Source organism: Pseudomonas sp. TWR3-1-1, assembly GCF_049896545.1.
GTDB lineage: Bacteria > Pseudomonadota > Gammaproteobacteria > Pseudomonadales > Pseudomonadaceae > Aquipseudomonas > Aquipseudomonas weihenstephanensis.
In genome coordinates this window covers 161467-185446 of record NZ_JAFCUO010000006.1, presented here as the reverse complement: position 1 = coordinate 185446, position 23980 = coordinate 161467, and the positions used below count along the sequence as shown (strand labels likewise).

21 protein-coding genes and 1 tRNA gene are annotated in these 23980 nt (G+C 49.5%); 7 read left to right on the top strand and 15 right to left on the bottom strand.

The window, feature by feature from the left end; translation table 11 throughout:
* The first annotated feature begins 44 nt into the window (after nucleotides 1-44).
* Nucleotides 45-293, top strand: coding sequence for a DUF1272 domain-containing protein (locus ACP7A4_RS15125; protein ID WP_082706727.1), 249 nt, complete (start codon nucleotides 45-47; stop codon nucleotides 291-293).
* 50 nt (nucleotides 294-343) lie between these two features.
* Here the strand turns inward: ACP7A4_RS15125 and ACP7A4_RS15120 are convergent, their stop codons facing one another.
* Complete coding sequence (locus ACP7A4_RS15120; RefSeq protein WP_203303146.1) at nucleotides 344-607, bottom strand: DUF3077 domain-containing protein; 264 nt, start codon at nucleotides 605-607, stop codon at nucleotides 344-346.
* Nucleotides 608-1021: 414 nt separating this feature from the next.
* Between ACP7A4_RS15120 and ACP7A4_RS15115 the strand changes: the two genes are divergently transcribed.
* Nucleotides 1022-1804, top strand: coding sequence for a hypothetical protein (locus ACP7A4_RS15115; RefSeq protein ID WP_426247675.1), 783 nt, complete (start codon nucleotides 1022-1024; stop codon nucleotides 1802-1804).
* On the opposite strand, the gene ACP7A4_RS15110 is transcribed toward ACP7A4_RS15115, so the two are convergent.
* From ACP7A4_RS15110 to ACP7A4_RS15090, 5 genes are all read right to left on the bottom strand, one after another.
* Nucleotides 1748-2662, bottom strand: a complete 915-nt coding sequence (locus ACP7A4_RS15110) for an alpha/beta fold hydrolase (RefSeq protein WP_426247741.1) — start codon at nucleotides 2660-2662, stop codon at nucleotides 1748-1750. The two genes, ACP7A4_RS15115 and ACP7A4_RS15110, sit on opposite strands and share 57 nt — an antisense overlap.
* A gap of 5 nt (nucleotides 2663-2667) precedes the next feature.
* The gene (locus tag ACP7A4_RS15105) at nucleotides 2668-3138 is read right to left on the bottom strand and encodes a hypothetical protein (RefSeq protein ID WP_059761744.1); all 471 of its coding nucleotides are present in this window, start codon (nucleotides 3136-3138) and stop codon (nucleotides 2668-2670) included.
* Between the two features lie 757 nt (nucleotides 3139-3895).
* On the bottom strand, nucleotides 3896-4918 hold the full coding sequence (locus ACP7A4_RS15100) for a hypothetical protein (RefSeq protein WP_426247673.1): 1023 nt from the start codon (nucleotides 4916-4918) through the stop codon (nucleotides 3896-3898).
* On the bottom strand, nucleotides 4915-6531 hold the full coding sequence (locus tag ACP7A4_RS15095; RefSeq protein ID WP_426247671.1) for an AAA family ATPase: 1617 nt from the start codon (nucleotides 6529-6531) through the stop codon (nucleotides 4915-4917). The genes ACP7A4_RS15100 and ACP7A4_RS15095 overlap by 4 nt, the downstream gene beginning before the upstream one ends.
* Nucleotides 6532-6660: 129 nt before the next feature.
* On the bottom strand, nucleotides 6661-7659 hold the full coding sequence (locus tag ACP7A4_RS15090) for a hypothetical protein (RefSeq protein ID WP_426247669.1): 999 nt from the start codon (nucleotides 7657-7659) through the stop codon (nucleotides 6661-6663).
* Between the two features lie 522 nt (nucleotides 7660-8181).
* Here ACP7A4_RS15090 and ACP7A4_RS15085 point away from each other — a divergent pair.
* The 3 genes from ACP7A4_RS15085 to ACP7A4_RS15075 all read left to right on the top strand — a co-directional run bounded on the left by ACP7A4_RS15085 (nucleotide 8182) and on the right by ACP7A4_RS15075 (nucleotide 14514).
* A complete protein-coding gene (locus ACP7A4_RS15085; RefSeq protein WP_426247667.1) occupies nucleotides 8182-9291 on the top strand; it encodes a tyrosine-type recombinase/integrase in 1110 nt (369 codons plus the stop codon).
* Entirely contained in the window at nucleotides 9288-11489 is a 2202-nt protein-coding gene (locus ACP7A4_RS15080) for a DUF927 domain-containing protein (protein WP_426247665.1), read from the top strand. The genes ACP7A4_RS15085 and ACP7A4_RS15080 overlap by 4 nt, the downstream gene beginning before the upstream one ends.
* 637 nt (nucleotides 11490-12126) lie before the next feature.
* Nucleotides 12127-14514 (top strand): DUF4238 domain-containing protein, encoded by a 2388-nt coding sequence (locus ACP7A4_RS15075; protein ID WP_426247663.1) that lies wholly within the window; start codon nucleotides 12127-12129, stop codon nucleotides 14512-14514.
* Between the two features lie 404 nt (nucleotides 14515-14918).
* Here ACP7A4_RS15075 and ACP7A4_RS15070 read toward each other — a convergent pair whose 3' ends face one another.
* From ACP7A4_RS15070 to ACP7A4_RS15050, 5 genes are all read right to left on the bottom strand, one after another.
* Entirely contained in the window at nucleotides 14919-15800 is an 882-nt protein-coding gene (locus ACP7A4_RS15070) for a helix-turn-helix transcriptional regulator (RefSeq protein ID WP_426247661.1), read from the bottom strand.
* A 260-nt stretch (nucleotides 15801-16060) separates the two neighbouring features.
* The gene (locus tag ACP7A4_RS15065; protein ID WP_426247659.1) at nucleotides 16061-16411 is read right to left on the bottom strand and encodes a hypothetical protein; all 351 of its coding nucleotides are present in this window, start codon (nucleotides 16409-16411) and stop codon (nucleotides 16061-16063) included.
* Nucleotides 16412-16491: 80 nt separating this feature from the next.
* Nucleotides 16492-17646 (bottom strand): tyrosine-type recombinase/integrase, encoded by a 1155-nt coding sequence (locus ACP7A4_RS15060; RefSeq protein WP_426247657.1) that lies wholly within the window; start codon nucleotides 17644-17646, stop codon nucleotides 16492-16494.
* A gap of 170 nt (nucleotides 17647-17816) precedes the next feature.
* The gene (locus ACP7A4_RS15055; RefSeq protein WP_426247655.1) at nucleotides 17817-18185 is read right to left on the bottom strand and encodes a hypothetical protein; all 369 of its coding nucleotides are present in this window, start codon (nucleotides 18183-18185) and stop codon (nucleotides 17817-17819) included.
* Complete coding sequence (locus tag ACP7A4_RS15050) at nucleotides 18163-18717, bottom strand: hypothetical protein (protein ID WP_426247653.1); 555 nt, start codon at nucleotides 18715-18717, stop codon at nucleotides 18163-18165. Before ACP7A4_RS15050 ends, ACP7A4_RS15055 begins: the two co-directional genes overlap by 23 nt.
* Nucleotides 18718-19237: 520 nt before the next feature.
* Between ACP7A4_RS15050 and ACP7A4_RS15045 the strand changes: the two genes are divergently transcribed.
* Entirely contained in the window at nucleotides 19238-19600 is a 363-nt protein-coding gene (locus tag ACP7A4_RS15045; RefSeq protein WP_426247651.1) for a hypothetical protein, read from the top strand.
* A gap of 108 nt (nucleotides 19601-19708) precedes the next feature.
* Here the strand turns inward: ACP7A4_RS15045 and ACP7A4_RS15040 are convergent, their stop codons facing one another.
* Nucleotides 19709-20110: a hypothetical protein gene (locus ACP7A4_RS15040; protein WP_426247649.1), complete on the bottom strand. Its 402-nt coding sequence runs from the start codon at nucleotides 20108-20110 to the stop codon at nucleotides 19709-19711.
* Nucleotides 20111-20249: 139 nt separating this feature from the next.
* Between ACP7A4_RS15040 and ACP7A4_RS15035 the strand changes: the two genes are divergently transcribed.
* A complete protein-coding gene (locus tag ACP7A4_RS15035) occupies nucleotides 20250-20648 on the top strand; it encodes a hypothetical protein (RefSeq protein ID WP_426247647.1) in 399 nt (132 codons plus the stop codon).
* Nucleotides 20649-20902: 254 nt separating this feature from the next.
* Here ACP7A4_RS15035 and ACP7A4_RS15030 read toward each other — a convergent pair whose 3' ends face one another.
* The 3 genes from ACP7A4_RS15030 to ACP7A4_RS15020 form a co-directional block, all read right to left on the bottom strand.
* Nucleotides 20903-21736 carry a hypothetical protein gene (locus ACP7A4_RS15030; RefSeq protein WP_426247645.1) on the bottom strand — a complete coding sequence of 278 codons (834 nt, stop codon included), beginning with the start codon at nucleotides 21734-21736 and terminating at the stop codon, nucleotides 20903-20905.
* 440 nt (nucleotides 21737-22176) lie between these two features.
* Nucleotides 22177-23109: a hypothetical protein gene (locus ACP7A4_RS15025; protein ID WP_426247643.1), complete on the bottom strand. Its 933-nt coding sequence runs from the start codon at nucleotides 23107-23109 to the stop codon at nucleotides 22177-22179.
* Nucleotides 23110-23827: 718 nt separating this feature from the next.
* A tRNA-Phe gene (locus ACP7A4_RS15020) sits at nucleotides 23828-23903 on the bottom strand.
* Nucleotides 23904-23980 lie beyond the last annotated feature (77 nt).

Sequence of the window (23980 nt, the reverse complement as noted above, 5' to 3'; positions counted from 1 at the left end):
AGGCTGCGGTTGTTTACGGGCCGCACATGCTTAAAGGAAACGTCATGCTTGAACTACGGCCTAATTGTGAGTGCTGTGATTGCGACCTGCCGCCTGACGCGGTTAACGCGCGGATCTGTTCGTTTGAATGCACATTCTGCGCGGCGTGCGCGGAGCTAAAGTTGGGCGGGCGCTGCCCCAATTGCGCAGGCGAATTGCTGGCGCGTCCGCGTCGGCCCGCCGACAAACTGGGCAACAGCCCTGCGTCGACCGTGCGGGTTCACACACCCGAAGGCCGCGTGTGCGGCACATGATTGCGAGGCTTTTTTAAATGCCTGGCCCGTGGCTGGGCAGGCGTGCCCGTCTACAGCGCGTTATCTTGCCCCAGTGCATCGACAGTGGCCTTGACCGCGCGCAAGGCGTGGCACAACAGAAAGGCTTGATGGGCGTCGATGCACAGCGTGCCGGTGGCGGCGGCGTCAAGGGTATGGGTGGCGGCAGACAACAACTCGCAGGCGCTGTGCAGGGCATGGGTGGCCGGGATATCGGCAGTGACACTGAACAGCAGAAGGTGCTGCTGAGCCGGGCCGGTTTCGTGGAAGGCGTGCGAGGTGGTGAGGTGAGGCATGAATTTCTCCAACTTTTCAGTGAGAGCTGCCGCGGTCCTTCCTACGGGATTGGGTGGCAGCCATGTGCGGGGTAGGAATACCGGGAAAGTTGGCACCCGGCCAGACCGAAGTCTGCCCGCACACAGCTGCCATAGAGCGTTATCTCGGGCATAAAAAAACGCCAGAGGTACAGTCTTGGGCGCTACGCGCCAACTTTGCATCGGGTTCCTACGCCCGGCCACGGGATTGACCGTGACGCTGCGGACTTTATCCCTGGTTCCTGACTTGGCAAATTAGAACGTTGTAGTCGCTGCCGCAGGCTGCGATAAGAGCCGAAGGGTCTTTGTGCCTCGGCGCCCGACGACCCTGGCAGACGCGATCGCAGCCTGCGGCAGCGACTACAAGGGCCGGTTGATGAAGGTTCCGGCCGTATCGTGCGCAATGCCCCGATGACTCTGGCAGACGCGATCGCAGCCTGCGGCAGCGACTACAAGGGTCGGTCGATGAAGGTTTCGGCCTTATCGTGCGCAATGCCTCGGCTCCTGATGACTCTGGCAGGCGTGATCGCAGCCTGCGGCAGCGACTACAAGGGCCGGTTGATGAAGGTTTCGGCCGTATTGTGCGCAATGTCCCGACTCTTGATGACTCTGGCAGGCGTGATCGCAGCCTGCGGCAGCGACTACAAGGGCCGGTTGATGAAGGTTCCGGCCGTATTGTGCGCAATGCCCCGACTCTTGATGACTCTGGCAGGCGTGATCGCAGCCTGCGGCAGCGACTACAAGGGCCGGTCGATGAAGGTTTCGGCACGTATTGTGCGCAATGCCTCGGCTCCTGATGACTCTGGCAGGCGTGATCGCAGCCTGCGGCAGCGACTACAAGGGCCGGTTGATGAAGGTTTCGGCCGTATTGTGCGCAATGCCTCGGCTCCTGATGACTCTGGCAGGCGTGATCGCAGCCTGCGGCAGCGACTACTAGGGCCGGTTGATGAAGGTTTCGGCCGTATTGTGCGCAATGTCCCGACTCTTGATGACTCTGGCAGGCGTGATCGCAGCCTGCGGCAGCGACTACAAGGGCCGGTTGATGAAGGTTTCGGCCGTATTGTGCGCAATGCCTCGGCTCCTGATGACCCTGGCAGACGCGATCGCAGCCTGCGGCAGCGACTACAAGGGTCGGTTGATGAAGGTGCCGGCCGTATCGTGCGCAAGTGCTCCGTCTAACAACCACCCCAAAGCAATCGGCCACAAGCTTTGCTGATACCGGCTATGGAAAAACGCGAAATGACCTATCGCGGTTTCACCGATGTCTGCCGGGTTTATCCGTAAATGTGTGCGCTCGCTGGCGCTGAAATAACGCAGCAAGCGCTCAGTGGCCGCCACGGTGCCAAAAGGGTCGTCGCTGAGGCTGATGGCGAGGGTGTTGGCCGTGACAGAGGCGAAGGGCAGGGTGTGGAGCGTGCGTGCGCTGGGCAGCCTTTCAAAGCGCGTGTTCATGGCGGCCCAGTCGTTGACCACGCCAGCGGGGGTGTCTTCGAGCCAGCCCAGGCGTTTGCCGGGGAAATACCCGCACAACCGCGTCAGCAGCGGCATGACCACGTGCCAGCGGGCGAACATGGGCCAGCGTTGCGCGGCGGCGTAATCGCGCCAATAAGCGAATTGCGCCCCCACCGTCACTAACCGCCGAACTCGTGAGGCACCCGCCGCCAGCCCCACGGTGCAGCCGCCAAAACTGTGGCCGACCATATCAATCGGTTGGCCTGGGCATTCACGCTGGGCGCGCATGAGGATCGCGTGCGCGTCCAGCACGCCCCAGTCCGACCACGAGGCTTTAAACCCGCGCAATGAACCGCTGCGGGACACGCCGATGCCGCGATAGTCATACAGCATCACGTCCAGCCCGTGATTGAAGAGGTAGTCGGCAAAACGGGCGTAGTAGGTGCAGCGCACCGATGTGGCGGCGCTGATGATCACCACCGCGCGGGAGGGGGCGGGCACCCCGTGGCGCCACTCAAAACCGCCCAACCGATAACCGTCAGCGGCAGGCTCGAAGAACGCCCGGCTGACGGCTTGGCTGCGGATGTGCGTCAGTGCGTGCTCCGCGCACTGCGTTCGGCCAGCAAGCGCGAGGCTTCAACGTAGGCGGTCTGGAAGGCCGGGGTTTCGACCCACGCCAGCGCGCTGTCTTCGTCATCGCCATGCTCGCTCATGCGGAAGGCAATGAGCAGGCCCATCAGGAAATCGGTCGCGTCTTCTTCCTCTTCTTCGCTGATCACCAGCTCCAGCACCGGGTATTGCAGGAACACGCTGCACAGGGCTTGCAGGCTGATGGCTTCGGCGGCCTTCATGGCCTGAAACAGATCGTCGAAATCGGCGGGTTCGAAGCCGTTGTCTTTGATGTCCTGAAAGTCGAACGTGCTGAGGTCGATTTTGACGTCATCGAACGGGCTATCGATCAGCGCAGACGCCGAGGCCTTGGCCGGTTTGCCGATGCGGTTTTGCTTGGCTTTGGTTTTGGCCCGCTGTGCGTGCTTGTGCTGTTTCTTTGGCGTTGCCATGAACGTGTCCTGTACGGGCTAAGACGGTTATTGAACCTCAGCTTTCGGGGATCACCAAGCGTGGATCGTGGATTGGGTCAATTATCGGGCTTGAAGCCGGGCAGGCCGTGGGCTTGGCATCAGTGTTTGAGGGTGTTGGCAAAACGCTTCCAGCCGCTCATTGAGCTTCTCTTCGCAAGCGCTTTTGTGTGCAGGACGCGTGTCCTGCACGAAACGAAAGAACTCGGCTTGGGTGAGTTCATTGTTTTTTATTCGGGGCGCGCGTTCTTATGCAGGTCTATGTGCAGTTTTGGCTCCCTGGGTCGCGCAGCAGGGTGAGGCGGCACTAAATCGCGCCCAACAAAAAACCCGCACTGGGCGGGTTTTTTGTTTGCTTTGCGGTGGTGTAAACACCACATCAAAGCTGAATGTGGTGCCCAGAGACGGAATCGAACCGCCGACACGGGGATTTTCAAAACCTGTGAACCTCCTTCCTGATTTGAGAAATCGCTGGTTATCCTTTGCTCTATCTCAAATATGCCGTCGTCACACCCGGCCAGAAACGGGCCAGATGCCCCAAAACCTTCCGGACGTACCGGAGGAGTACCGGAGTCTGGAGGTGGATTAGGGCTGGTTTTTGACGCACCGCGCGTACCGCGTGACATTTGAGTACGAGAATTTTTAGTCGTCTAATTTATATCAACCTTTACCAACCCCACCTAATGAGGTGAGCGAGAGTGGGAAAACCAGAGGATCCATTTCTAGGGTGAGTAGCGGTTCAGTTTATTACTCGTCTCGTGCTCACGCCCCATTGGGCGACGATTTTTGTGACGCGAAGCCACTCACTGTCTAATCGCTCGTCAATCATCTCTGAAATTGACCTTGAACTTTTTGAGGCAAGATATGTTAAGCAACTAGATAATAAATTCTCACCAAACCCTGGGCAAATTACTTCATTTTCATTGTGTTTGCTAAATTGACTCCAATATGCGCCACGATAGGATTTATCAGCTTTCAACGCCTCTCCTACGGAAAGCCCATTTTTATGGTCGGGATATTTTCTGAGTTCGTGATATTTAGAGTTGCTGAAAATTAGAGAAGACTTGCATTCTGCTCCTGCTACCTCCCTAACCAACGAAAAAGGTAAGATATTTTCGATTTCATGGCACTCCAAAACTTCGAAATATCTTTTTTCTAAGTAACCAACTTGTGTTTTTTTAAATTTTTTTGCTGTGCTGCCTAATTTAGCTTTAGGGTGGTCTTTGTCGCTGTCGACGATACATGCAAAAAAACGAGTGGACTTTAGGTTCAACTTTTCAAACATTTTGTGAGTGGTATCACCTCCTCCTGAAGCTGTTTCAAGTTTTATGTCGCATGCACCTAATTTCAATTTAGCAATGTACGCTTTAGCACCATAGATAAATACTTCTCCATCATCGTCGTTCTCCGTTAATAAAATTGGCAGTTGTAGTGATTCGCTATCCCGAAAGTGGCCATAGCCAACATGCCATGTGCCGGAAAGGTAATTTAATTTGAATTTGTCATCAAATTTGATATTTACATATAGCTCAAGTTTGTTTAGCAAGGATTTGGTTTCATTCACTTGGCTTTGCAAGTCGTCAAGAACTCTTTTCGAATAGTAGCTAAGCTCTTTTATCGCTAAATAGCTAATAACGAGTTCGTAGGGCATCCATAAAAAGTGCTTTCCTTCACCGTGTGCCTTTAATATGTTGTCAATGGCTGAAAGTTTTATCAGCTTGTCTACGGAAAGATCTGGGAGTGCTTCGATAACTAGTATCATGATTGCACCGACAGAAAGCCGATAGGCCAATCAACCAAGTATCCATCCTCGTCAAATCCAGCTAGGTTGGTTTCTGTCATGCCGCTTTCATTCTTGTCAAATAATACGATATTGACTTTTGTTTCCGAAATTTTGTCGTCTCTAATGCTTTGGCCTAATGCGTCAATCAAGTGTTTGCTATGAGTTTCGATGACAAATAAAAAGTTGCTATGTTTTGTGGCTAATGAGGCGACTTTTGCAATTGCGGTTCCAAATTTATATTGAAGCGCAGGGTGCAAGTGTAGTTCGGGTTGCTCAAGCACCAATACTCTTGGCCAAATATTTCGCTTGTGGATGTTTGATGGTTTTCTTTTGCCTTTTTTGGGTACTAATTCCAGCCAAATAGATACGATTACAGGCAGTATTTGAGAGTATCCAAACCCCATGTCGCTTACGTTGTGAAACTCTTTATCAGTACTCTCCTTTATTAATAGCTCGTAGTGAAGGCCCTGTTTAAATAAGCGTAACTCGAAGCCGAATTGCTCTGCAATCCAAGCGCCAAGGCTTTTCTGGTTTTCTTCTGACATTGAGTTGATTACCATCGGAAGATTCGCTCCCGTATGGTCTACTTCATCAATCTCTAAATCTTGATATCGATAAAACCTTTCCCCTGCGGCTCGCAAAGGCCCGGAGTAACGAACCCCGCTAAAATAATCTTTGAATAAAGCATCGGTCGCTCGAAGAAATTTCGTCGTGTTAATCGCAGTTAGATAGAGAAAAACGGTTGCGAGAATTTCCTGCTCGTGTTTTTCTAGGTTTTTTATGAATACCTTATCCTGTTGGAATAATATTGATAGGTTTTCATAAAGTGTTTCGCTGTGGCTCAATGGTAATTTGAGAAGTTCCTGTCTTATGTTGGTCACTTTTTTCGAGTGATGGTGGAATTTTTTCAGGTAAGTTGCGAGCCTGCTATATCCTTCAGTCTTGAGGCGATCGAAAGCTAAGAAAAGCTTTTCTTCGTTTACTGTCATTGAACGCCAGCCTACAACTCTTAACGGAATAAGTGCTCCATTAATGGTGACCTTCTTTAAGGAAAAGCTTTCACTGATGCCTGTTTCGTTGCAGCTAATCGTAAAGCTGCTAACATTGGTTTCAGAATATACCATTTGTACTGATATGTTTCTTGTTTTAAGATCTAGCGTATTTTCTACTAGTTCGTCGGCGTCTTTTTTTAATGTGAGTGAAATTTCGGCATTAAACTCTGTGCTGGACTTGATTTTAGGTCGAAACGGAACGGGTGGAGTAGTCTCTACTTCGACTAAAAATTCATCTGCGTTTTCCCAGTCATCACTGGCAAAATCTAGTGAGATATCGAAATCAAAAGATATGCTGTTCGCATTTTGGCGGAGGGCTGTATGGAAGTCACCAAAATCTGCAAATCGGCCATACCATAGTATTGGTGAGCGTGTATTCGCTTCAATCGATTGACGTAGAAGAGGAAACGTTCGAAGAAAAGTACTTTTGCCGCAGCTGTTTCGGCCTACGAGGATGTTTACTGTTTTAAGTGGGATAAGGTTGCGTTCACTGCCAAAACTTCGCAGGTCGCGAATGCCAAAGGAATTTATGCGTGACATGATTTTCCTGTATTTTATGTGTAGTGGCTTAAAGCTATTCTAGCTTCTTCCAGTAACATTGAAAAACATAATAATATGCATCATTAGCGATGATTTTGAATGCGACCTATCAGGTCCTCGATCATATTGCTATTCAAGCGAGTAGTAACGGGATTGAAGCTTTGTGGAGATTTCTGCGAGATGCTCTTTGAACTGGAAATATGGGTTTTCGTCAAAGAAGAAAATGATGACTTCGCTTTCTCTCACGCCCTTGTTCGAAAGCTTCCCCGGTTTCAGATCGTAATCCGCACTGATGTTGGACGCTAGCTCGCGCAAAGCCAGTAGGCGTTGCTTTTTACGAGCGGCAATCTCAGGCCGGTCCTTGGGAATAGCCGCGTACTGGTTGACCCGTAGGTAGGTCCTCCCCGCTCGGGAGTCGACTCTCCAAAATAATGTTTCGTTTTTCCCTTCGTAGTAGCCTTCACGCCGACAGATATCCAGCTGAGTCCAAGGTGTACCGTTCATGTTGACGCCTTTCTTGAATTTCAAAAAAGGGTCACTGTGCTTCAGCTGGTCGTACAGCTCTCCAATGAGGTGCCGTTGACCTATGGCGCTTTGAAATGCGGTGGGGCAGGAGATGGCTAAGCGCTGGAAGACCTGTTCTTCCTTAGAAATCCAGGCGTCTTTCAGGAACGCGCAGTACTGATCGATGATTGGGTGGTAGGGCGCTAAAAAGCTAACTGCTTGATGGAAATCATGGGCGGATATCAGTTGATAGCCCTGTAGATTCTGCCGCTCCCAGGTGTCGACGTAGCCGATTTTAAAGTAGACGTACTTGTCGCAATTCGGGAAGCGTTTCCGGTAGCGGCTGAGTTGATCAGAATGAAAGGTCGATGAGGTTTTGTTCTCAAACAGGATGGCGCGAGGCACGCAATTTACTTCAAAGGTCAGGAGTAAATCGACATTACCAGATTGGAGTTCAGGCTCGATTTTTACGGGTATCTCGCCTTCTGCGATGAGCCCTAAAGCGTGGAATACCTGAGAACGGTAACCCGCTATATCAGGGTTGACCTCCAGCTCCTTGAAAAACCACGCTAAGAAAGCATCCGTGCTGAGCTCCTTTGGGGCGTACATGAACAGATTATTCAACGGTTCTTCCTTGGCGTCGTAGATATGGTACGGGGCAACAGGCACAGCGCATACCGCGTGATCTAGAGCATAAAGAGAATCCAAAAAAACACCAGCTATGAATATTTCCAATTGGTTTGTGGTTTCTGATAGTTATTCCGAATTGGTTTTGTGTGTTGGTCGCTACACTTACGCCTATAACTCCTGGACCAAATGGGTTGATCTCGATTTGCTCAGGAGTTATAGGAGATCTTCTTGAAGAGCAGGCTTTTCCCTATAACTCCTTTGGATAACGATTTTTCAATCCCGCAAACAAAGATTGTCGTGTGCCGGCTGAAAATGTGTACGAAAAAATACCTCTTGCGAATAAAACATGGGCCGATAGTATTGGATTCAGCGGCCACCTCGGGGGGCTTAATAGCGGAATCACCTTAGGGTGCGTATTATTTTACTAAAGCTCCATCGAGCATATGAGTTTCGACTCTCTACTAGGTACATAAAACATGAAATCAAATTCTCCACAGTTTTCTGTAAGTAATCACCATGCCTATTTCAAAGCCAGCAAAACAGCACGAAAGAAGAGATCCTGTTGTAAAAAACTTGATTGTAACTAACTATCCAAGCACCAATAGTTTTACTTACAGTCTGCGCGGGACGACCAAAGGGCGCCGACGCACAACGTTAGGTACGTCTAAAGACCTAACTTTAAATCAGGCCCGCATCAAGGCGCTGGAAGTTCAGGGGGCTGGTTATAACGCTGCTTCTTTGACACTTTCCGAGGTCTTCGAACAGTACGAACAATCCGGCGAGTATAGCGGCAAGCGCAGCATGGGGCGTGAGCGTAAACGCTACGATTCAGCTGTTGAACCAATTCTTGGCCCGAAAGCAATCAAAGCCATCAGCTTGGCGGATATTCAAGACGTTTTGGCATCACTACGCCCATCACTAAGTGATGCGACGAAGAACCGCTATTTAGCCATGCTGCGCTCCATCTTTCGGTTTGCGGTAGATCACGACTATTGCGAGAAAGATCCTACCCGCAGCATAAAACTGAAGCGCGAGGTGCCGGTTAAGCTGTATGAGGTCAACAATGAACTCATTGATCGCCTCGGCGTAGCGGTTAACTGGCTGGAAGACCGTTTTCCTCGGACGTCCTGCCTCGTGGAGTTTCTTTTACTAACGGGGATGCGCTTGGGGGAGGCACTACCCCTGACGTGGTCGGATGTCGATTTCACGCTTCAGCAAATCACCTTGAGGACGACCAAAAGCGGTCGGGTCAGGCACGTGCCCATCAGCGAAGAATGCGTTGAGGTGCTTGATAGGCTTGCCGAGGTTACCGCTGACTTTCCCGCAGGTGGCTGGCTGTTTCCTTCGTCATTTGGGCCGTCGCACATGACCCGGCCAGTGCGCCCGTGGAAAAAAGCGTGTCGGGCAGCAGGACTCCCCTTGTCGTTGCGCTTTCATGATTTGCGTCATATTTTTGCCTCGGCCTGTGTCAAGGATGGTATCCCGCTGTACACCGTGCAAGGGCTGTTGGGCCATTCCTCCATCAGAATGACTGAGCGTTATTCCGCCTTGGCGTCTTCAGATTTGTTGAAGGCCAGTTGCCGTGTATCAAGTGCCCTTGCCTTCCGTGCAGGGGGTGCGAAATGAGCAAGTTTTTTTCGAATGACTCACTGAATGCGGATGTCATTGATGCAGTGATTCGTGCCGGAGGAAAAGCGCTTGATGGCGAACGAGGCTCACTCACGGCTGTAAAAAGTATTGAGTTCAATGAAAGCTCGGTAATTTTTTCGCTGTCAAAAACGCATCGGGATTACACAGGGCTTCTGCCGGAGTTGAAAAAGCATTGTTTGTATTTTCAAACTAGTACTGAACTATTTCTGCCATTTTCTAAGAGCGCCATTGATGACAATAAATTACTGGTGTTTTTGAAACAGTCGTTGGCAGTGATTAGGATAAATATTGACTATGCGTTAGCTGACGCAGATTTAAATTATGGTCAGTGGTCGGTTCCTGAAAGCGGTGTGGAACCTCTCATTCATCCCTTTAATTTTCTGGGGATCATTGAGGCTTCCGGAATGGCCTTGATTGAGGCGATGTACGGACATAGTCAGCTCAAGGGTTTTGATTTTTCGCTAGAAAAAGTCCGATTACGTAAAAAGCAAGACGTTCAGGATGTTGCACCGTGTATTTGGATCGATAAAGTATTACGGGATCCAGTTACGAAGCACTTCTTTACGCGTATTAACATTCTGAGCCGTTCAGGGATGAAATATGGCGTGATATCGGCCGTTATCCCCAATACCGATCTTCAAGATGCCAAGAAGTTAACGGACTTGGTACTTTCTGTGACCCCGAGTGTTGTTGACCGCAAATTGTTGGGGGCTCTTGTTAAAGAACTCCTTCGAGATGCTTTTGATCACATCGACACTCAAGTTTGGATACGAACTGAGGGATGGATTCGAGGTGAGGACGGGGAAATTGAGGGCTGTGCTTGTGGTCAGGAGCTGCTCCTGGCTCCTGGGGTTGACCCTGATCGGTTTCACATGGATATCGTGGCACCGAGGCTTTCGCAGATCGGAACACTCGGTGGGTGGAATGACGCTGTTCTGGCCCCTGTCAGTCGGAACCTTACGCTTCTTGGGGCTATACAGCTCGGAATAGCAGCGTTGATGATCGATTTAGTGCCTGGATTGTCATCTTCCGTAATCAACTTCTTCGGCGGAGCAGGTCGGGGCAAGACCTTGTTGTTATCTACAGTGGCTAGCCTGTATGGCAATACCGGTGCACCAGGGCAAAGTAAACCCGGTCAGGTGGGCAAGCCTATGATTGAGACTTTTGGTTCAACACAACGAGCACTTCAGGCAAAAGGCCAACAAACGTCGGTCGGCCCATTTTTGATTGATGAAATTGGTAGCAACACCTACGGCGACCTCGACAATTACGTCTATGACACGGGTAACGGCAGTGGCCGTACGAAGCTTAGCGGCAATGGGGATGTACTAGAGTCGCCACCTAAAACGTTGTTCGTCCTGACAACCGGGGAAGTATCAATAATGTCGTTGGTCAGCCGTAACGCCAAGCAGGGCATTTTTGATCGGGGTGTGGATATTAATGTCGGAGGTGGCGATGTCAGCTTTGAAGGGGAAGATACCGACGATTTCGCTTTCCTGCCGGACGACATCAAGAAAGCACTATCTGTAGCTATTCCGCAGCAGTACGGTACGGTGGCCCCGGCGTTTGTCCGAGCTCTTTTAGCTGAAATGAAAAGCCCAAGTTGGGAGCTTGAGCTTGCCAACAGGCACAGGGAACTCGCTGACGCATTGCCTCGTTACGTCAGCCAAGATGGCCCGGATCGGGTTTTATGGCGATTTGCGCTGGCAGGGCTGGCGGGGGAAGTGGCTTTGCGAAATGGCGTATTCAGCGAACAATATGTGGATTCGGATGACCTCTTTAATGGGGTGCTGGTGTGTGCTCATCGCTGGGTCACCACTCGCTGGAATCATCTGTATGTTCTGGCCGATGCTCTATGTTCGCAAAAGCGCATTCCGTACTCCACACCAAAGTCCGGGTTGCCGTTGTATCGTCACAAAGATCAAAGCGGCGGTATGCCCACGTTGATGATTGCCAAAGATTTTATGGAAGAAATTTTTCCGGGGCGCAATCAAGTTGAAACGATCAGTAAGCGGTTCAAGGAAGATGGTCTTCTTGTTCGTGCGGATGCCGGGCGTCATACGGTAGGTAAGGAGCCGTACTACCACCTCAAAACCGAATGGTTGCTGGAACATCGTATCGAGTGGTCTGAGGAGCGGGAGCGCTTCGAGGCAATTGAATTGGTTGAAACGTGATGGCTTTGCCCAGATCGATTTGACCTGAATCGTCCCTCCGGCCTGCGACCGTTCACCCACTCGGCACTAAGCCCTGCGTTCTCCTAGGAAGACGTGGGGCTTTTGTGTTTTTGAAAGACTGGTTAGTCACTGAAGTGTTCGCCCGGTGCAGAACTGCCCCTGCGCCGATGATGAATCGGCAACGGGCGAACGGCAGCTAGGATACCGCAGGTCACCTCGTCCCACTGCGTAATTGCATGGACTTGACCACCCATTTGCGTTGCCACTGACCAGTCAATTGTATTCGTGCTAAGCAACCGTTTGCATTCAACTTGACCAACATACACCGTAGTGACGACCGGCAGACAGCGGCCAAAAGCTGCCTTTCGCGAAAGCCAACCAACGACCAAAAAGCAAGTACTTAAGACGAAGCAACTCAGGATGTTAAGGCGAATTTTTGTCCACTTCTCCACCGCCGCGTCGACGTACTGCTAGCATAAAGCAAACACTTTGAGGGAGGTCATCATGCTCAGCTGGCTCACTCAATAGGAGGAGCGATTGAGAACATAGCTTCCGGCAGCGACGCGCCAGAGGTTATCTCAAATTGCCATGCGCTAACCGAATACATAAAACCACTTGATATTTTACGGCGACTGTAATGAACAAAACTAGGGATAATCATTTTGTAGCGCAATGGTATCAAGAAGGTTTTATGGATGCGCGAGACAACCAGCTCTGCTATCTAACGCGCCGAGACATACAGTTGAAGAATGGTGAAGCCAAGACTGTAGACTCAAAGAGGTGGCACACACCCGCTCAGAAACTCTATAGAACAGACCTCTATTCGACATTCTTCGGAGCCGATGTTAATGACGACATTGAGCGGAAACTTTTTGGCCCTATTGATGATAATGGGTCCAAGGCTGTTCGAGCATTTCTGTGTGATGACCAATCGCAATGGCATAACAATTTTCAGGATTTTTTCATCTATCTTGATGCGCAAAAACTACGTACCCCGAAAGGTTTGGACTGGATCAAGAGCAAATATCCAGAACTGAGCCAGATGCAACTAATGATGGAGATGCAATCTTTACGTTCAATACATTGCACCTTGTGGGCTGAAGGCGTCCGAGAGCTAGTGTCTGCCGAAAATTCTGATGTTAAATTTATCGTTTCCGACCACCCCATCACCATTTATAACCATGCATGTCCTCCCACATCAGAATTGTGCAATTACCCCAATGATCCGGATGTTTCATTAAAGGGGTCACAGACAATATTTCCGCTAAACAAGAATCGCTGCTTGATTTTAACGAACCTTGAATATGCTCGAGACCCTGACAACGTTAATCCACTTGAGCAACGAACTAATGCCATCCGTGTTCGTCAAAGCATGGTCAATACGATTGAGTTTATTAACTCTCGCAAGCTGACGGCAGATGAGGTTAACCAAATTAACCACGTCATCAAGAGTAGAGCCCAATCATGTGTAGCTGCTGGTAAAGAGGAATGGCTTTACCCTGAAAACCGCGTGACTGGCAACTGGGCTGATATACAGAAAATTCTATTACCGCCAACGAATCAAATCCACAGATTTGGTGGTGAGATGTATGCCCAGTTTGAAAATGGCGCCTTTCACTATCAGGATGCGTTTGGTCGAACAGAACCACAAAGTGAATATCTAAATAAAAATATTGATGAGACTCAGGTTGGACGTAACGATCTTTGCGGTTGCGGCAGTGGAAGCAAATATAAGAATTGCTGTCGAAACATCCCTATTGATCTTCGAACCACTTGGGGCGTAGCAAGTATTCGAGAGCGAAATCTGGCATTTTGCAACTGTATTCGCAGCGTCCTTGGTCTCGACAGTGGTAAAATATGGTTGGACGTCAGACGTGAACTATCTGACAACCAAATATCAGAAATTTATGACTTTTATTCCATTTTATGGCCTCGTGATACTGATATTTACTCGTTACTACCTAAGTCAGATGGGGAATTTCGAGGGCTTTATACCGGACCATTAGATGTTCGAGTTATTAGCGCACATGCGGTGCCTATGGCATCTGTATTTGATGAGCTCTTGATAGAATCGCCTATAATAAATCCTAACAACCTCAAACCAGAGTTCAGTCCAGTTAAATCGCCAGAAAAATTCAAGTATCAGGCATTAAAGGATTTTCTGTTTATGCTTGAAATGGAACCATTTATCGGTCTCGGATTGGTAAATATTATTCCTAACCCCGTTGAATTTGACCTCGATCTGATGAGCGCCATGATGGAAATGGCTAGGACGCGATCTAGAACTCGCACAAGAGACATACCTTGCGAACAAGATCGTCTATTACACTATAGGTTGTTTATTGAGGACTTGTTAAATACAATGGCAATGATGCCTAAAAACGTAAAAGTGCGAACACTAGTTCAGCAATTTCGGCTGTCTGAAGAAGAGGCAGCAAAGGCTATTACCGAATTAGAAAACAATGCAGAGGCCTCGCCACTGATGATGTTGCAACAGATGAACGCTGGTAATGGCGGTCAGTTCATCCAGTCTAAAATGGGGCCGAACTATGAAATGGCACTGTTCATGGCACAAGTTACTGGCTCGGTGTTGGTCACAGATAGTGGGTCGAGATGGCACGAGTTAGTTACAGCACAGCATCGAAACCAAGGAATCATCAATTATCCATGGGGTGATGCCTTGGACCAACTACGTTTGATTCCTATTGACTACCAGTTCCTGGAAACACACCGTAAGTCTCAGCGTCAATTCGCTAGGGCCAGAAATCTTATAAAATCGGCAGACCGTTTGATATTAGACAATGACCGAAATCCTGCTAGGTTGACTTTACTTGCCGATCAATCTACAAATTTTATCGCTCAGATTGAACAGGCTGTAGAGCCACTAACGACTATTACGTTGAAAATATTAAGCCCTGATGGTGGGTTCTATGATGCCTATGTACAACGCTTATTGGCTCGGTCTAGCTGTCCAAAGTACGACCATCAGGTCAGATCGGTTTATGGCATTGCACTTACAAATTAATTTCCAGCTAGAAATAGCCTTGCTTTCTCAAATGAAATCAGTCCGAGCAAAGGCATAAGGCTTTGTAAAAATTTTTTGTTCGCCTCACGTGAGTCAGCGCTTCTGGCCATAAATAAACTGTTACAAGCGGCGGCTATTGGCCAAATTCTGTCGCCGCTGACCGGCAGCTGAGGGTCGTTCTCTGCCGGTCATGGTAACGAAGTGTGCTGATCAAATCCGATGCAATCGATAGTCAGATCGAATGCCAATGACTAGTCATGCCGAATGCAAACGGGTGGGCAAGTGAAGTGCAATGTCGTAGTCCATTCACTTTTTCGAGTTCGACGATAGTCAACTCGACGAACACTCTACCCTGAGGCGAAGTTCAAGCCGTCAGGGGTGATTGCTCCAATCTTTTTTCTGGCTCACAACTGGCTGAGCAGGGTTTTTACATCGCGTTTCAGTTGAGCTTGCAACGTGGCGGGGCTGATCACCAGCAAATGCGGCAGGTAGGCTTTTATTGTCGGGAGTAGTTGCATCACATCAATCACATGGCTTGAAAGCAGCAAGCTACCGTCATCGAGTTCCTTAAGCATGACCTGTTGGGGTAGAACGATGCGGTGCAGGAAATTGTGAGCGATGCATGCGGCAGCCTTGAGAATCACCTCGATCACCGGCATCGATTCGTCTGCCACCATGCGTTTTAGCTGAGCGATAACGCCGTTTTGCTGCGTGAACGTCTCAGCCAACTCTTCGACGTGAGTCATGTTGGCAACTGGCTCAATGATAAGGGCGTCATTGCTGATCCCGGCAAGTTGCCAGTGACCTTTGTGGTTGATGAGCAGGTAGGGCGCAATGACTACCGTGGCGAGCCCTCCCTGTCGTTGGATGGCGGTATGGCAACCGTTGGTGATCGCTTTGGCCAGTGGCTTTAAGTGGTGATAGTGCGCAGTCTCTTTGTCCTGGTTAAAACCAGACAGGAGGAACACTGGCAAGGCGGTCGGCGCCAACCATTGACTGAGTAGCGCAGGGTGATTGTCAGGGAACAACGCTGTGGCACCGACCTGCTCACACAGGCGAAATAATGCCGAGGTGTTCGAGCGACCCAAATAGGTCGGGTCCAGTGAGTAGTGTTGCCCTTCACGCTGCAACGGCAGATACGCCAACCGGACGTTTAAATCCCGTTGGATGGTGCGCTCGGAGACGTTGAACTCTTCCGCCAAACTGCTGATGGACAAGCGTTGTCCGCTATTGAGCTTGGTCAAGATAATGCCCAAGCGTTGGGCTAACGTGTCGTGCTCGGCCATTTCGGAAAGGATCTTGTCGTTGGAAAATCATTGTCCTGTCAGTGCTCGACAGGGCGTGTCGAGTCCGATTTTCACGACATCGCCCGTACGAGGTAAGCACTGTTGTGATTGCACCGGGTGGGCTGACATTGCGGCAAAAAAAAGCTTTCCACGGGCAGGCAATACCGCACGCACCGCGTGACGTTTGAATCAAAAATAAAAAAGCCCAGCAATTGCTGAGCCTTTTCAATCCCTGCTATGAGGTCATGTCCTTGGTGACTTCAACGCTGGCATCGCAAGGTGCCGATGCTTTCCATCTTGTTGGCTTCTGCTTGTTCGTTTTTCGCCAAGTATTTGTCCAGGTCCGCTTCTGTGGCGCGTTGCCCATTCATGCTCGCTTCCAGTAGGGCGGTGGTTTTTGAGTGTTTCAAGGTGGAGGCGATATCTCGGTAACTATAAGGTTGCATCGATCGGCCTTGGTCGTTGCTGACGTAGCTTGTACCGCCTTTCTTTTCGCAGTTTTTGGCGAAGTACTGCATGCCCGACAGTGACACCAGGCTACTGGCGTGGGACTGAACGCTAATTGACAGCAGCGAGGTGATGACGGCGGCAGCAAGAACGATTTTTCGCATGGTTAACTCCTGAAGAAAGGTTGATTGTCGCGGTGTTGAAAGCATGACGAGGTCGCCCGACAGGGGGTGTCGGGCATTGACTAGATGGTTGCTGTCACGAGGTCACTGACCCGATTGGATGCCACCCGCAGGTTCTCGGAAGCGAGGTGTGCATACCGCTGGGTGGTTTTGTTGCTGGCGTGTCCCAGCAGGTGCTGGACTTCATACAGGCTTGCCCCGTTGTTAATGGCCAACGAGGCGAAGGTGTGGCGCAGATCGTGAATGCGTAGGTGAACGAGTCCGGCGACTTTCAACGCTCGCTGAAAGCATTTACGGGCGTTGTTGAGTGGCTTGCCGGGTTTAGCACCGGGGAAGAGATAATGGCCGCAACTTCTTCCGGGCAATTCGTTGATGACGGCCAATGCCGGTTCGCTGAGCATCACAAAGCGTTGCCGCCCGCTCTTGGTGATGGGCAGGTTCCACAGCAGCCGCTCTTGATCAATATCCTCCCATCGCGCCTGTAAGGCTTCTTCGCGCCGTACACCAGTGAGCAGCATTAGCTTGATGGCTTTTGCCGCAATCTGGTTTTGCTCGGTGCTGAGGACCGCCCACAGCCGCTTGGCCTCATCGATGCTGAGAAAGCGCTGGGATTGGTTGTTCTCGGTGTGCATGCGAATACCCGTCGCCGGGTTGGTGTCGAGGTAGCCCCATAAGATGGCGAGGTTGAAACTCCGCTTCAAAAGGGCGAGGTGTCGGTTGGCGGTGGCCGGGGCTCTGCGGCTGATCAATTCGTCGTGGTAGCGTTGGATCTCCTGTCGGTTGATGGAGGCCAGTGGTCGAGCACCAAACATTTCAAAGAGGTGCGTTTTGAACTTCGAATCATCACTGTTTGCACTGCGTTTGCTGGCGTAGGCATGGGGCAGGTAGTGATCATCGATGAAGCGGCGAAAGGTCATTCCTGATTCGAGAATGGTTTCTTGTGGATCAATGCCGTTTGAAAGCTGCGCCCTGTGTTTGAGCGCGAGCAAGCGGGCATCGGCGACCTCCAGCTCTCCATAATTCCCCAGCTTCATGCTTCGCTGTCGCCCGGCATGTCGGTAGCGCAGATAGAAGAACTTGCGACCTTGTTTGTTGATCAGCAGTTTCAGGCCTGAAACCTCAGTGTCGGAATACTCGCTCTCCCTGGCTTTGGCGTCGGTGGGTTGTGGTGGCAGTGCATCAATCACACGCTTGGAAAGGCGGATGAGCTTGCTCATAGGGCACCTTTTTTGACACGCGTTTGGACTATCCCTGAGTCAGCTCAGAAAGCTGAGCCAGGGCAGTCATCAGTGGTCGGTAGGGTTGGGTTGATGAGTTGGTTAACGAGAGGTTGTTGATTGCGCCCGCCGCTCCGGTTCATTTCCGGTGCTTTCGGTGGTGCTGCCGGTCAATGCGAGCCCCATTGCGCGAGTCGCGTGCTCATCTCTGATTGAAGATTGAGTCCTTTCGGAATCAGTACCTCCACCGAGAGCAGGTCAGACAGGAGGATGACAGCGGTATAGAAGTGACCGTGGTCCTCGACAATTTCAAATGAGGCTACCGGATCATAGGGACTGTGCAGGAAGCTTCTAACGCCAAGGAATAGCCCTTTGTCGTAGGGATCATCGCCTTCGCCCCAGACGGCAAACCAGCCGAGTTCATCGGGTTGCCACTGCGTGCCGTAACCTTGTAGAACCCGGAACTGGTTCTCCACCCATTGGCGCATATCAATGTCGAGGATTTGGGCAGTAGCTTCACTCTGACGAATCAGCAGCATGCTCTGTCTCCTGGGTTTTCCCTTGCTCTGTGTTTGGCTCCGACGATGAGTTGCTTGCCTGCAATGTCGACGGGATCGGTTTACCATCGAGCCGAACCCGCATGGGCTTGCCTTTGAGTGCCAGCACAGCTTTTTTCCAGCTGCTAGCGTCGCCAATCACACGCAATTTGGATTCAAGCTTTCCATCTCTTCCCAGTAGCTTTTCAGCTAGCAGGGAGGCAGCAAGGAATGGAGCATTATTGCTGGAGCGTCCGACAAACACGGGGAGAAGTACTTTGCTGGGAAACGCCTCTGCCCGTTGACCTAGGCCTTCCAGTATTTCGAGGATGGCATCGGTGTTGATCCATTCGCGGCTGAAGTAGCCTTGACTGCCGCTGTCAACCAGCGCAATGAACACGTGTTTTCTGTCGGTTGAAAGGGCGAGTTGGTAGGTGATCTTTCCTTCGGCACCCGAGCTCAGTTTTGATGCTTGGGCTTCTTTTACCGCGATGAGATCCATGAAGCTGGGTTCGACGGCTTTGGTTCTGCTCATATTATTTCCGAAGTGTGTCGACATGACGGGCTAAGTGTCCGCTCAGGCAGGTTGTCGCCGTGGTCACGTTGATTAGTCTATTTTTAATACCCTCCAATCGTTTAGATAAGGGGGTGTTAACGACGCTAAGGCTATGAAGCCTGTGCAACGTGGGCTTTAGTATGAATGCGGTTTAAATGCCTACTTTTCGCGGCAAAACGTGCAGAGCAGATCGTAGATACTGATGGCGGTTTGAACGCGCAGGTCAGGGATGTTTCGGCCTGTATCAACGGCACTGGAAATCCAAGGGTTTTTGCATGCGCACATAGATATTTCCTTAATACTCACCCGACAGAGTGTAGGGATCATAGAAATATATCTGCGTGAGTTTTTCGTAAATACGGCGGTTTGCTCAGGACTTTCAAGGAGGAATAGTCGGAAGCAGTTTTGTCTTGAACTTCAGAGGCTTTTTATTTTTATTCATTTGTTGGATGATGTGATAGGAACATCTAAATGTTCCAGTGTGAATGAGGTGTCAAAAATGCAAAATTTAATGATTTATGAATTGGTTAATGCAGAGATGCGTGAAGCGATTGATTTGACTGTTAAGCGGGATGTTATTGCGGAGTCGATATTTCGAGTCTTTCCGGAAGCGTTTGGTGTAATGGTTTTCCATAGTTTTTATAGTTATAGGCTTCCATTTTTTGCAGTTAAAGAAAGACACGGACGGGTTAAGGTTCTGGGGCGCATATTGGCGAGGGCGACAGCGGTCGTTACACAGCCCGCGATGCGTAGCTATGAATCAAAAAATCACGCAAGAAGTAATCAATTGTTCAAGGCGGTGAAAGGAGTTAAACGTTTGGAATACTGCCTTGCAACGCTCAAGGGGGCAGGGTTGTATTAGAGTTTGTTAGTGATTTTTTAACGTGCTGTCTTGGTGCCAAGGCGAGCATTCCTGTCAGATGACTTGCATCCGGCAGGAGTGCATCGACGTTGATTTTTCCGTAATTATTCACCTTGCCTCGCTATTTTTAAGTTCCTCTTTTACCAGGGCGACAGCTTCGTTTTCGGGCACTCCTGACTTCATTAGCTCGATAATTTTTCTGAATGAAGGAGCCATTGTTTCTTCTTCTCTTTGGCCGGTTTGAGCAATCTGTCTTGTCAGGAGTTCAACTCGGAGTTCTAAGATAAATATCTTCTTGCCTCGATACTGTTTGTTAATTGCCTCGCCAATTTGATTGCTCATGGGTAAAGCTAAGTATTTCTCCACCCATCTTTGCTCAGAGTTTATCCTTGAGTTTATCGCGTCAACAGACATGCTCTTAGGGTCGGGATTTCCTTTGGCCTTTCCCAACATGACTAATCCAAAAAATATCGCTACTATCAGCAATCCAATCGCAGCTAGCTCACTCATAAATTTCTCAATTGAGTTACCCTTAAATTTCGATTTTATCCATAAAAGTTAGGGCGTGTAAAAGGATGTTAGCTGTGCAGATGAAAAAAACGCAGCAGCGTATCAATTATCCCTTTTTCGCTTATCAGGACACCAGTACATGACGCTATCTGGATTTTTTGAAAAGCTTGGCGCTTCTCTCAACAACCCGCGCTGGTCGTGGGGCAGCGTCAGAGATTCTGATGGTGTGATTTTTCTGCGTGTTTGGCAGGATGGCACCAAAAGAATCGGCAGCAAACGATACATCTGGATTTTTGACGAAAGCCTGCAATCGAGTAGTTTGGGAGCTGACGAGCGTCTGCGCCATGCGCGGCTGCTACAGGCGGGATGCCCATGTTATTTAGTCATGTGTGAAGCGGCAGACACCAGCGCAACCGTCCGAGCAGTTCGAGGTTTTAATAAAAATGAAGTGTTCGAGGCGGGAGAGGTATTGTTGTTTGAGGGAGCCCATTGGCTTGAGCTAAAAGGAAGGGTCAGCGCTACTGAGCTTTTCATTTGAGGTGGGGTGCCGTTCGATAGCTTTGTTTTTCGATACTGGAAGCACGCCGCAGCTCCTCCGTGCCGCGCATACCGCGTGACTTGGCAAGCGTCTGGGGGTGCCAAAGGCGGTAGAGAGTGCTCAGAGGTCCAGTGGCGTGCCAAGGGAGGCGAGAGGGTTGCGCGGGCTCAGTTTCGGTCAGCGGCAACAGGAGGATATCAGGTGATTGTTGAGATGATATTCAATGACGTATTTACACACACACACACATCGCCTCATTCTTCATCAAATGCCATTGTCCATCCGGCGACGTACAAGATATGAGACGGGTCGGTCTGATTGGAAGGGCTGGTGTGCGCATCTATTTTCACTTGATCGCGTCTAGTTTTGGGGGACGGGGGTAGGGAGCTTTGGATACCGAGACCAATTCGTGGTGATGCGTTCCAGTCCTCAATCGTTTTGCTCGATGATGGCTTCGCTTTACGCAACTCTTTTGCTAGGTGGCGTTCTGCTTTACTGGGGCCTTCCCGGCTCAAACGGCGTCGCTCTTTTTTTGCCAGTGCCTTGCTTGGATTTAGAGTGGTGTCTCCAGGTTTTGGCCTGCACCTCTCTATGAAGCCGATGAGTCGGGCGGCCAATATTTCGAACTCTTCCTGTCCTTGGAGGCCTAGCATAGCCTTGTAAAGCACGCAAAATTGCTGCCACTCACTGTAGTCGGAGAAATTTTGGCGATCCATACCGACGAGATAAATATAACCATAAAGGCTTCTGGGAAGCTTCATGGATTTGATCTCGCTGATCTGTCGAGTCAGGAATCTACTAGGCATTAGTTTTCGAACCCCCAAAAGCAAAAGCTTCATATTCGAGAGCCCAGCGATCGGCTGGGCTCTTAGTATGTTATCGTACCTTTCTACCTTTCTAGCTTTCAGCTTTCCGCCATAAAAGTCTTGATGTGCTGTTGATAGCTTCTCAAGAGTTGAACGTTGGTTCGCTTCAATTATTTTTCTAGTTTCGTCTGGGAGATCTTTGCCCTTGAGTTGGTCTTTCTGGAACTCAAGGTCTCGTTCAAGGTACGACACTGTTCTAATAAGTTCGGGGTCGATATTCATCTTATGGAATGCTCTCATAAGTAGAACAACGATGAACGGGCTAATGACCGCGATTAGTGCGGAAGCTGCTTGTCGCATATCTGAAGAGATACTTTCAGGTGCGCAGATTGTAAGTACGGATATGAGAGCGATACTAACGGTTGCGGTAAGCCCCGGTTGAGTTAGCCCAGAGTTGCTTTGCTCACTCATCCTTATGTGTCTCCGAATCTAAACTCAAAAGAGTTTTTACAATTCTACCATCAGAGTATTTGCTGATTTTTATTTTGTATGTTATTACTCCATTCTGGGCGTAGATCAAAATGACGTCTTCGTCAGATATGAAGCGATTGAATATATATCTAAAAAAAACGCGAGCGAATTTGTACGTGGCTGGTGCCAGTAATATTAGGCTCAGATATAAAGCCGCCCATGCGATGTCTTTTTCAGTCCACATATCAATGTCAAACCTGACGTCTGTCACCGCTTGCCCAGTGGCGTGTCACCTCAACAACTACACGATCAACTGTAGATCTCGTAGGCCTTGAAGTCGTTGTTACCTCTAGATCTATTTCGTATAAGTCATCTTTTTTGAACGCTTGCTGGTTTTGTCTGACTTTGTCCAGGAATGTTTTATCCTTCATCGTCACTGGATATTCTTCATGGTCTTTGTTTTTGATTCGCCATCCTTTGCTTGAGTCAAAATTTATCTGAGAAAAGCTAACGTTGATCTTTTCTCTATCTATCGAGATTTCTTCTAGTGTTCCAGCAGGTAAAGGTTTGTAGTCGTTAATTTCCTCCTCCTGTGCAGTCCAGACTGGTAGTTCATTTTTATCTAGAACTTTAAAAATTGCATTGGGTTTTCCGATGAGCGGCGCTTGAATAATTTTGTGCAAAGACTCTCGCGCCCGTTTGTTGGCTATTAATTTAGCCACGGTTTTGTCCATTACAAACGTACCGTCATCAGTTGTTACTTTGGCTTCCTCGCTATCGCCATCAATCGTTATGTTCGTGATTTTTTTGTTTCCGATTTTTTGCACCATTTCAACCAGTGCGGCTTTGGCAATTGCCGCTCCTTGCGCTGCAAATCCTAGTGTTGCTAAAACTTTTAAAGCTACGTCTGGGTCTGCCAGTAATGCGAAAACCACCTCGACAGAGCCTTTCTTGACAGGAGTAGTTACCTTTAGTTGGACATTTTCGGTACTTGAGCCAATTGCTTTGGCTGTTTCCTCAATCAAGTTATTCATACCAAGGATAGCTTCTCCCAACTCCTTAGCATTTATTTCGTGATGGGATAGTGATTTGTCTTTTGCGTCATAAGAAATGACAAACTTATACTCGGCAATTTTTTTGTCTTCATTTTTCTCGGTCAGAGTGCCATTTTGCTCGTTTGTCATTTCCGCTCCATTTTTAAACTAATATCTAATGTCCGTTTTCAGACTTAAATTTTTACGATATTTCCCCGTCGGCAAGAATGCTATCAAATCCTCTCCTTGACAATCCTGTGAGGGTCTATCACCGGCGAAAGCCGTTCCGCAGTTTTTTCTACGGCTTGGGTACGGGAAAAATTTGGCTTGCAGCGGTGTATCTGGAGCTAGGGGTTTGGATTTTTTCCGCCTGTTACTGGTTGCGTTTCCAGGCCGTCGTTTCATGTCACAACAAAGCTAATCATGCCTACTTCATCCTATGTATTTCCCCTGGATTAGGATAGGGGCCAGTTTTCTGTACATCTTGCGCATGGAGGGGGTTGCGATGGAGCGTTTTACCGATGGGCCGCAGCTTGACGGCGCGCGTACCGCGTGACTTTTGTTGGTGTCGAAACGAGCACTCTGGCGCAGGTGCTGAGAGCCCCTGTGGCGCGGTTTGGGAGACGGGAGGGTGCTGCTGGGGCGGACTGTGTTGCCACTCTCCCGAGCGAGCTTAGGCGGGCCCTCTGTTGTTTCTTCGAAACCGTCTTAAAGCATTTGCTTTCGGGGAGATGGCTTAGGAATTGGTTGGAGGGGTAGTCAAAGAAAGGTGCGAAGTGGCTTGGTCCAGAAATGGTCCAGAGCCCATTAAATCGTAGGCAATAAAAAACCCCAAGGACACATTGTTCCTTGGGGTTTCTCGGTATTTTGGTGCCCAGAGACGGAATCGAACCGCCGACACGGGGATTTTCAATCCCCTGCTCTACCGACTGAGCTATCTGGGCAACGGGGCGCATTAGAAGCTTTTTTCGATAAGTCGTCAAACACTTTTTTGAAAAATATTTAATTATTACCGTCGCTT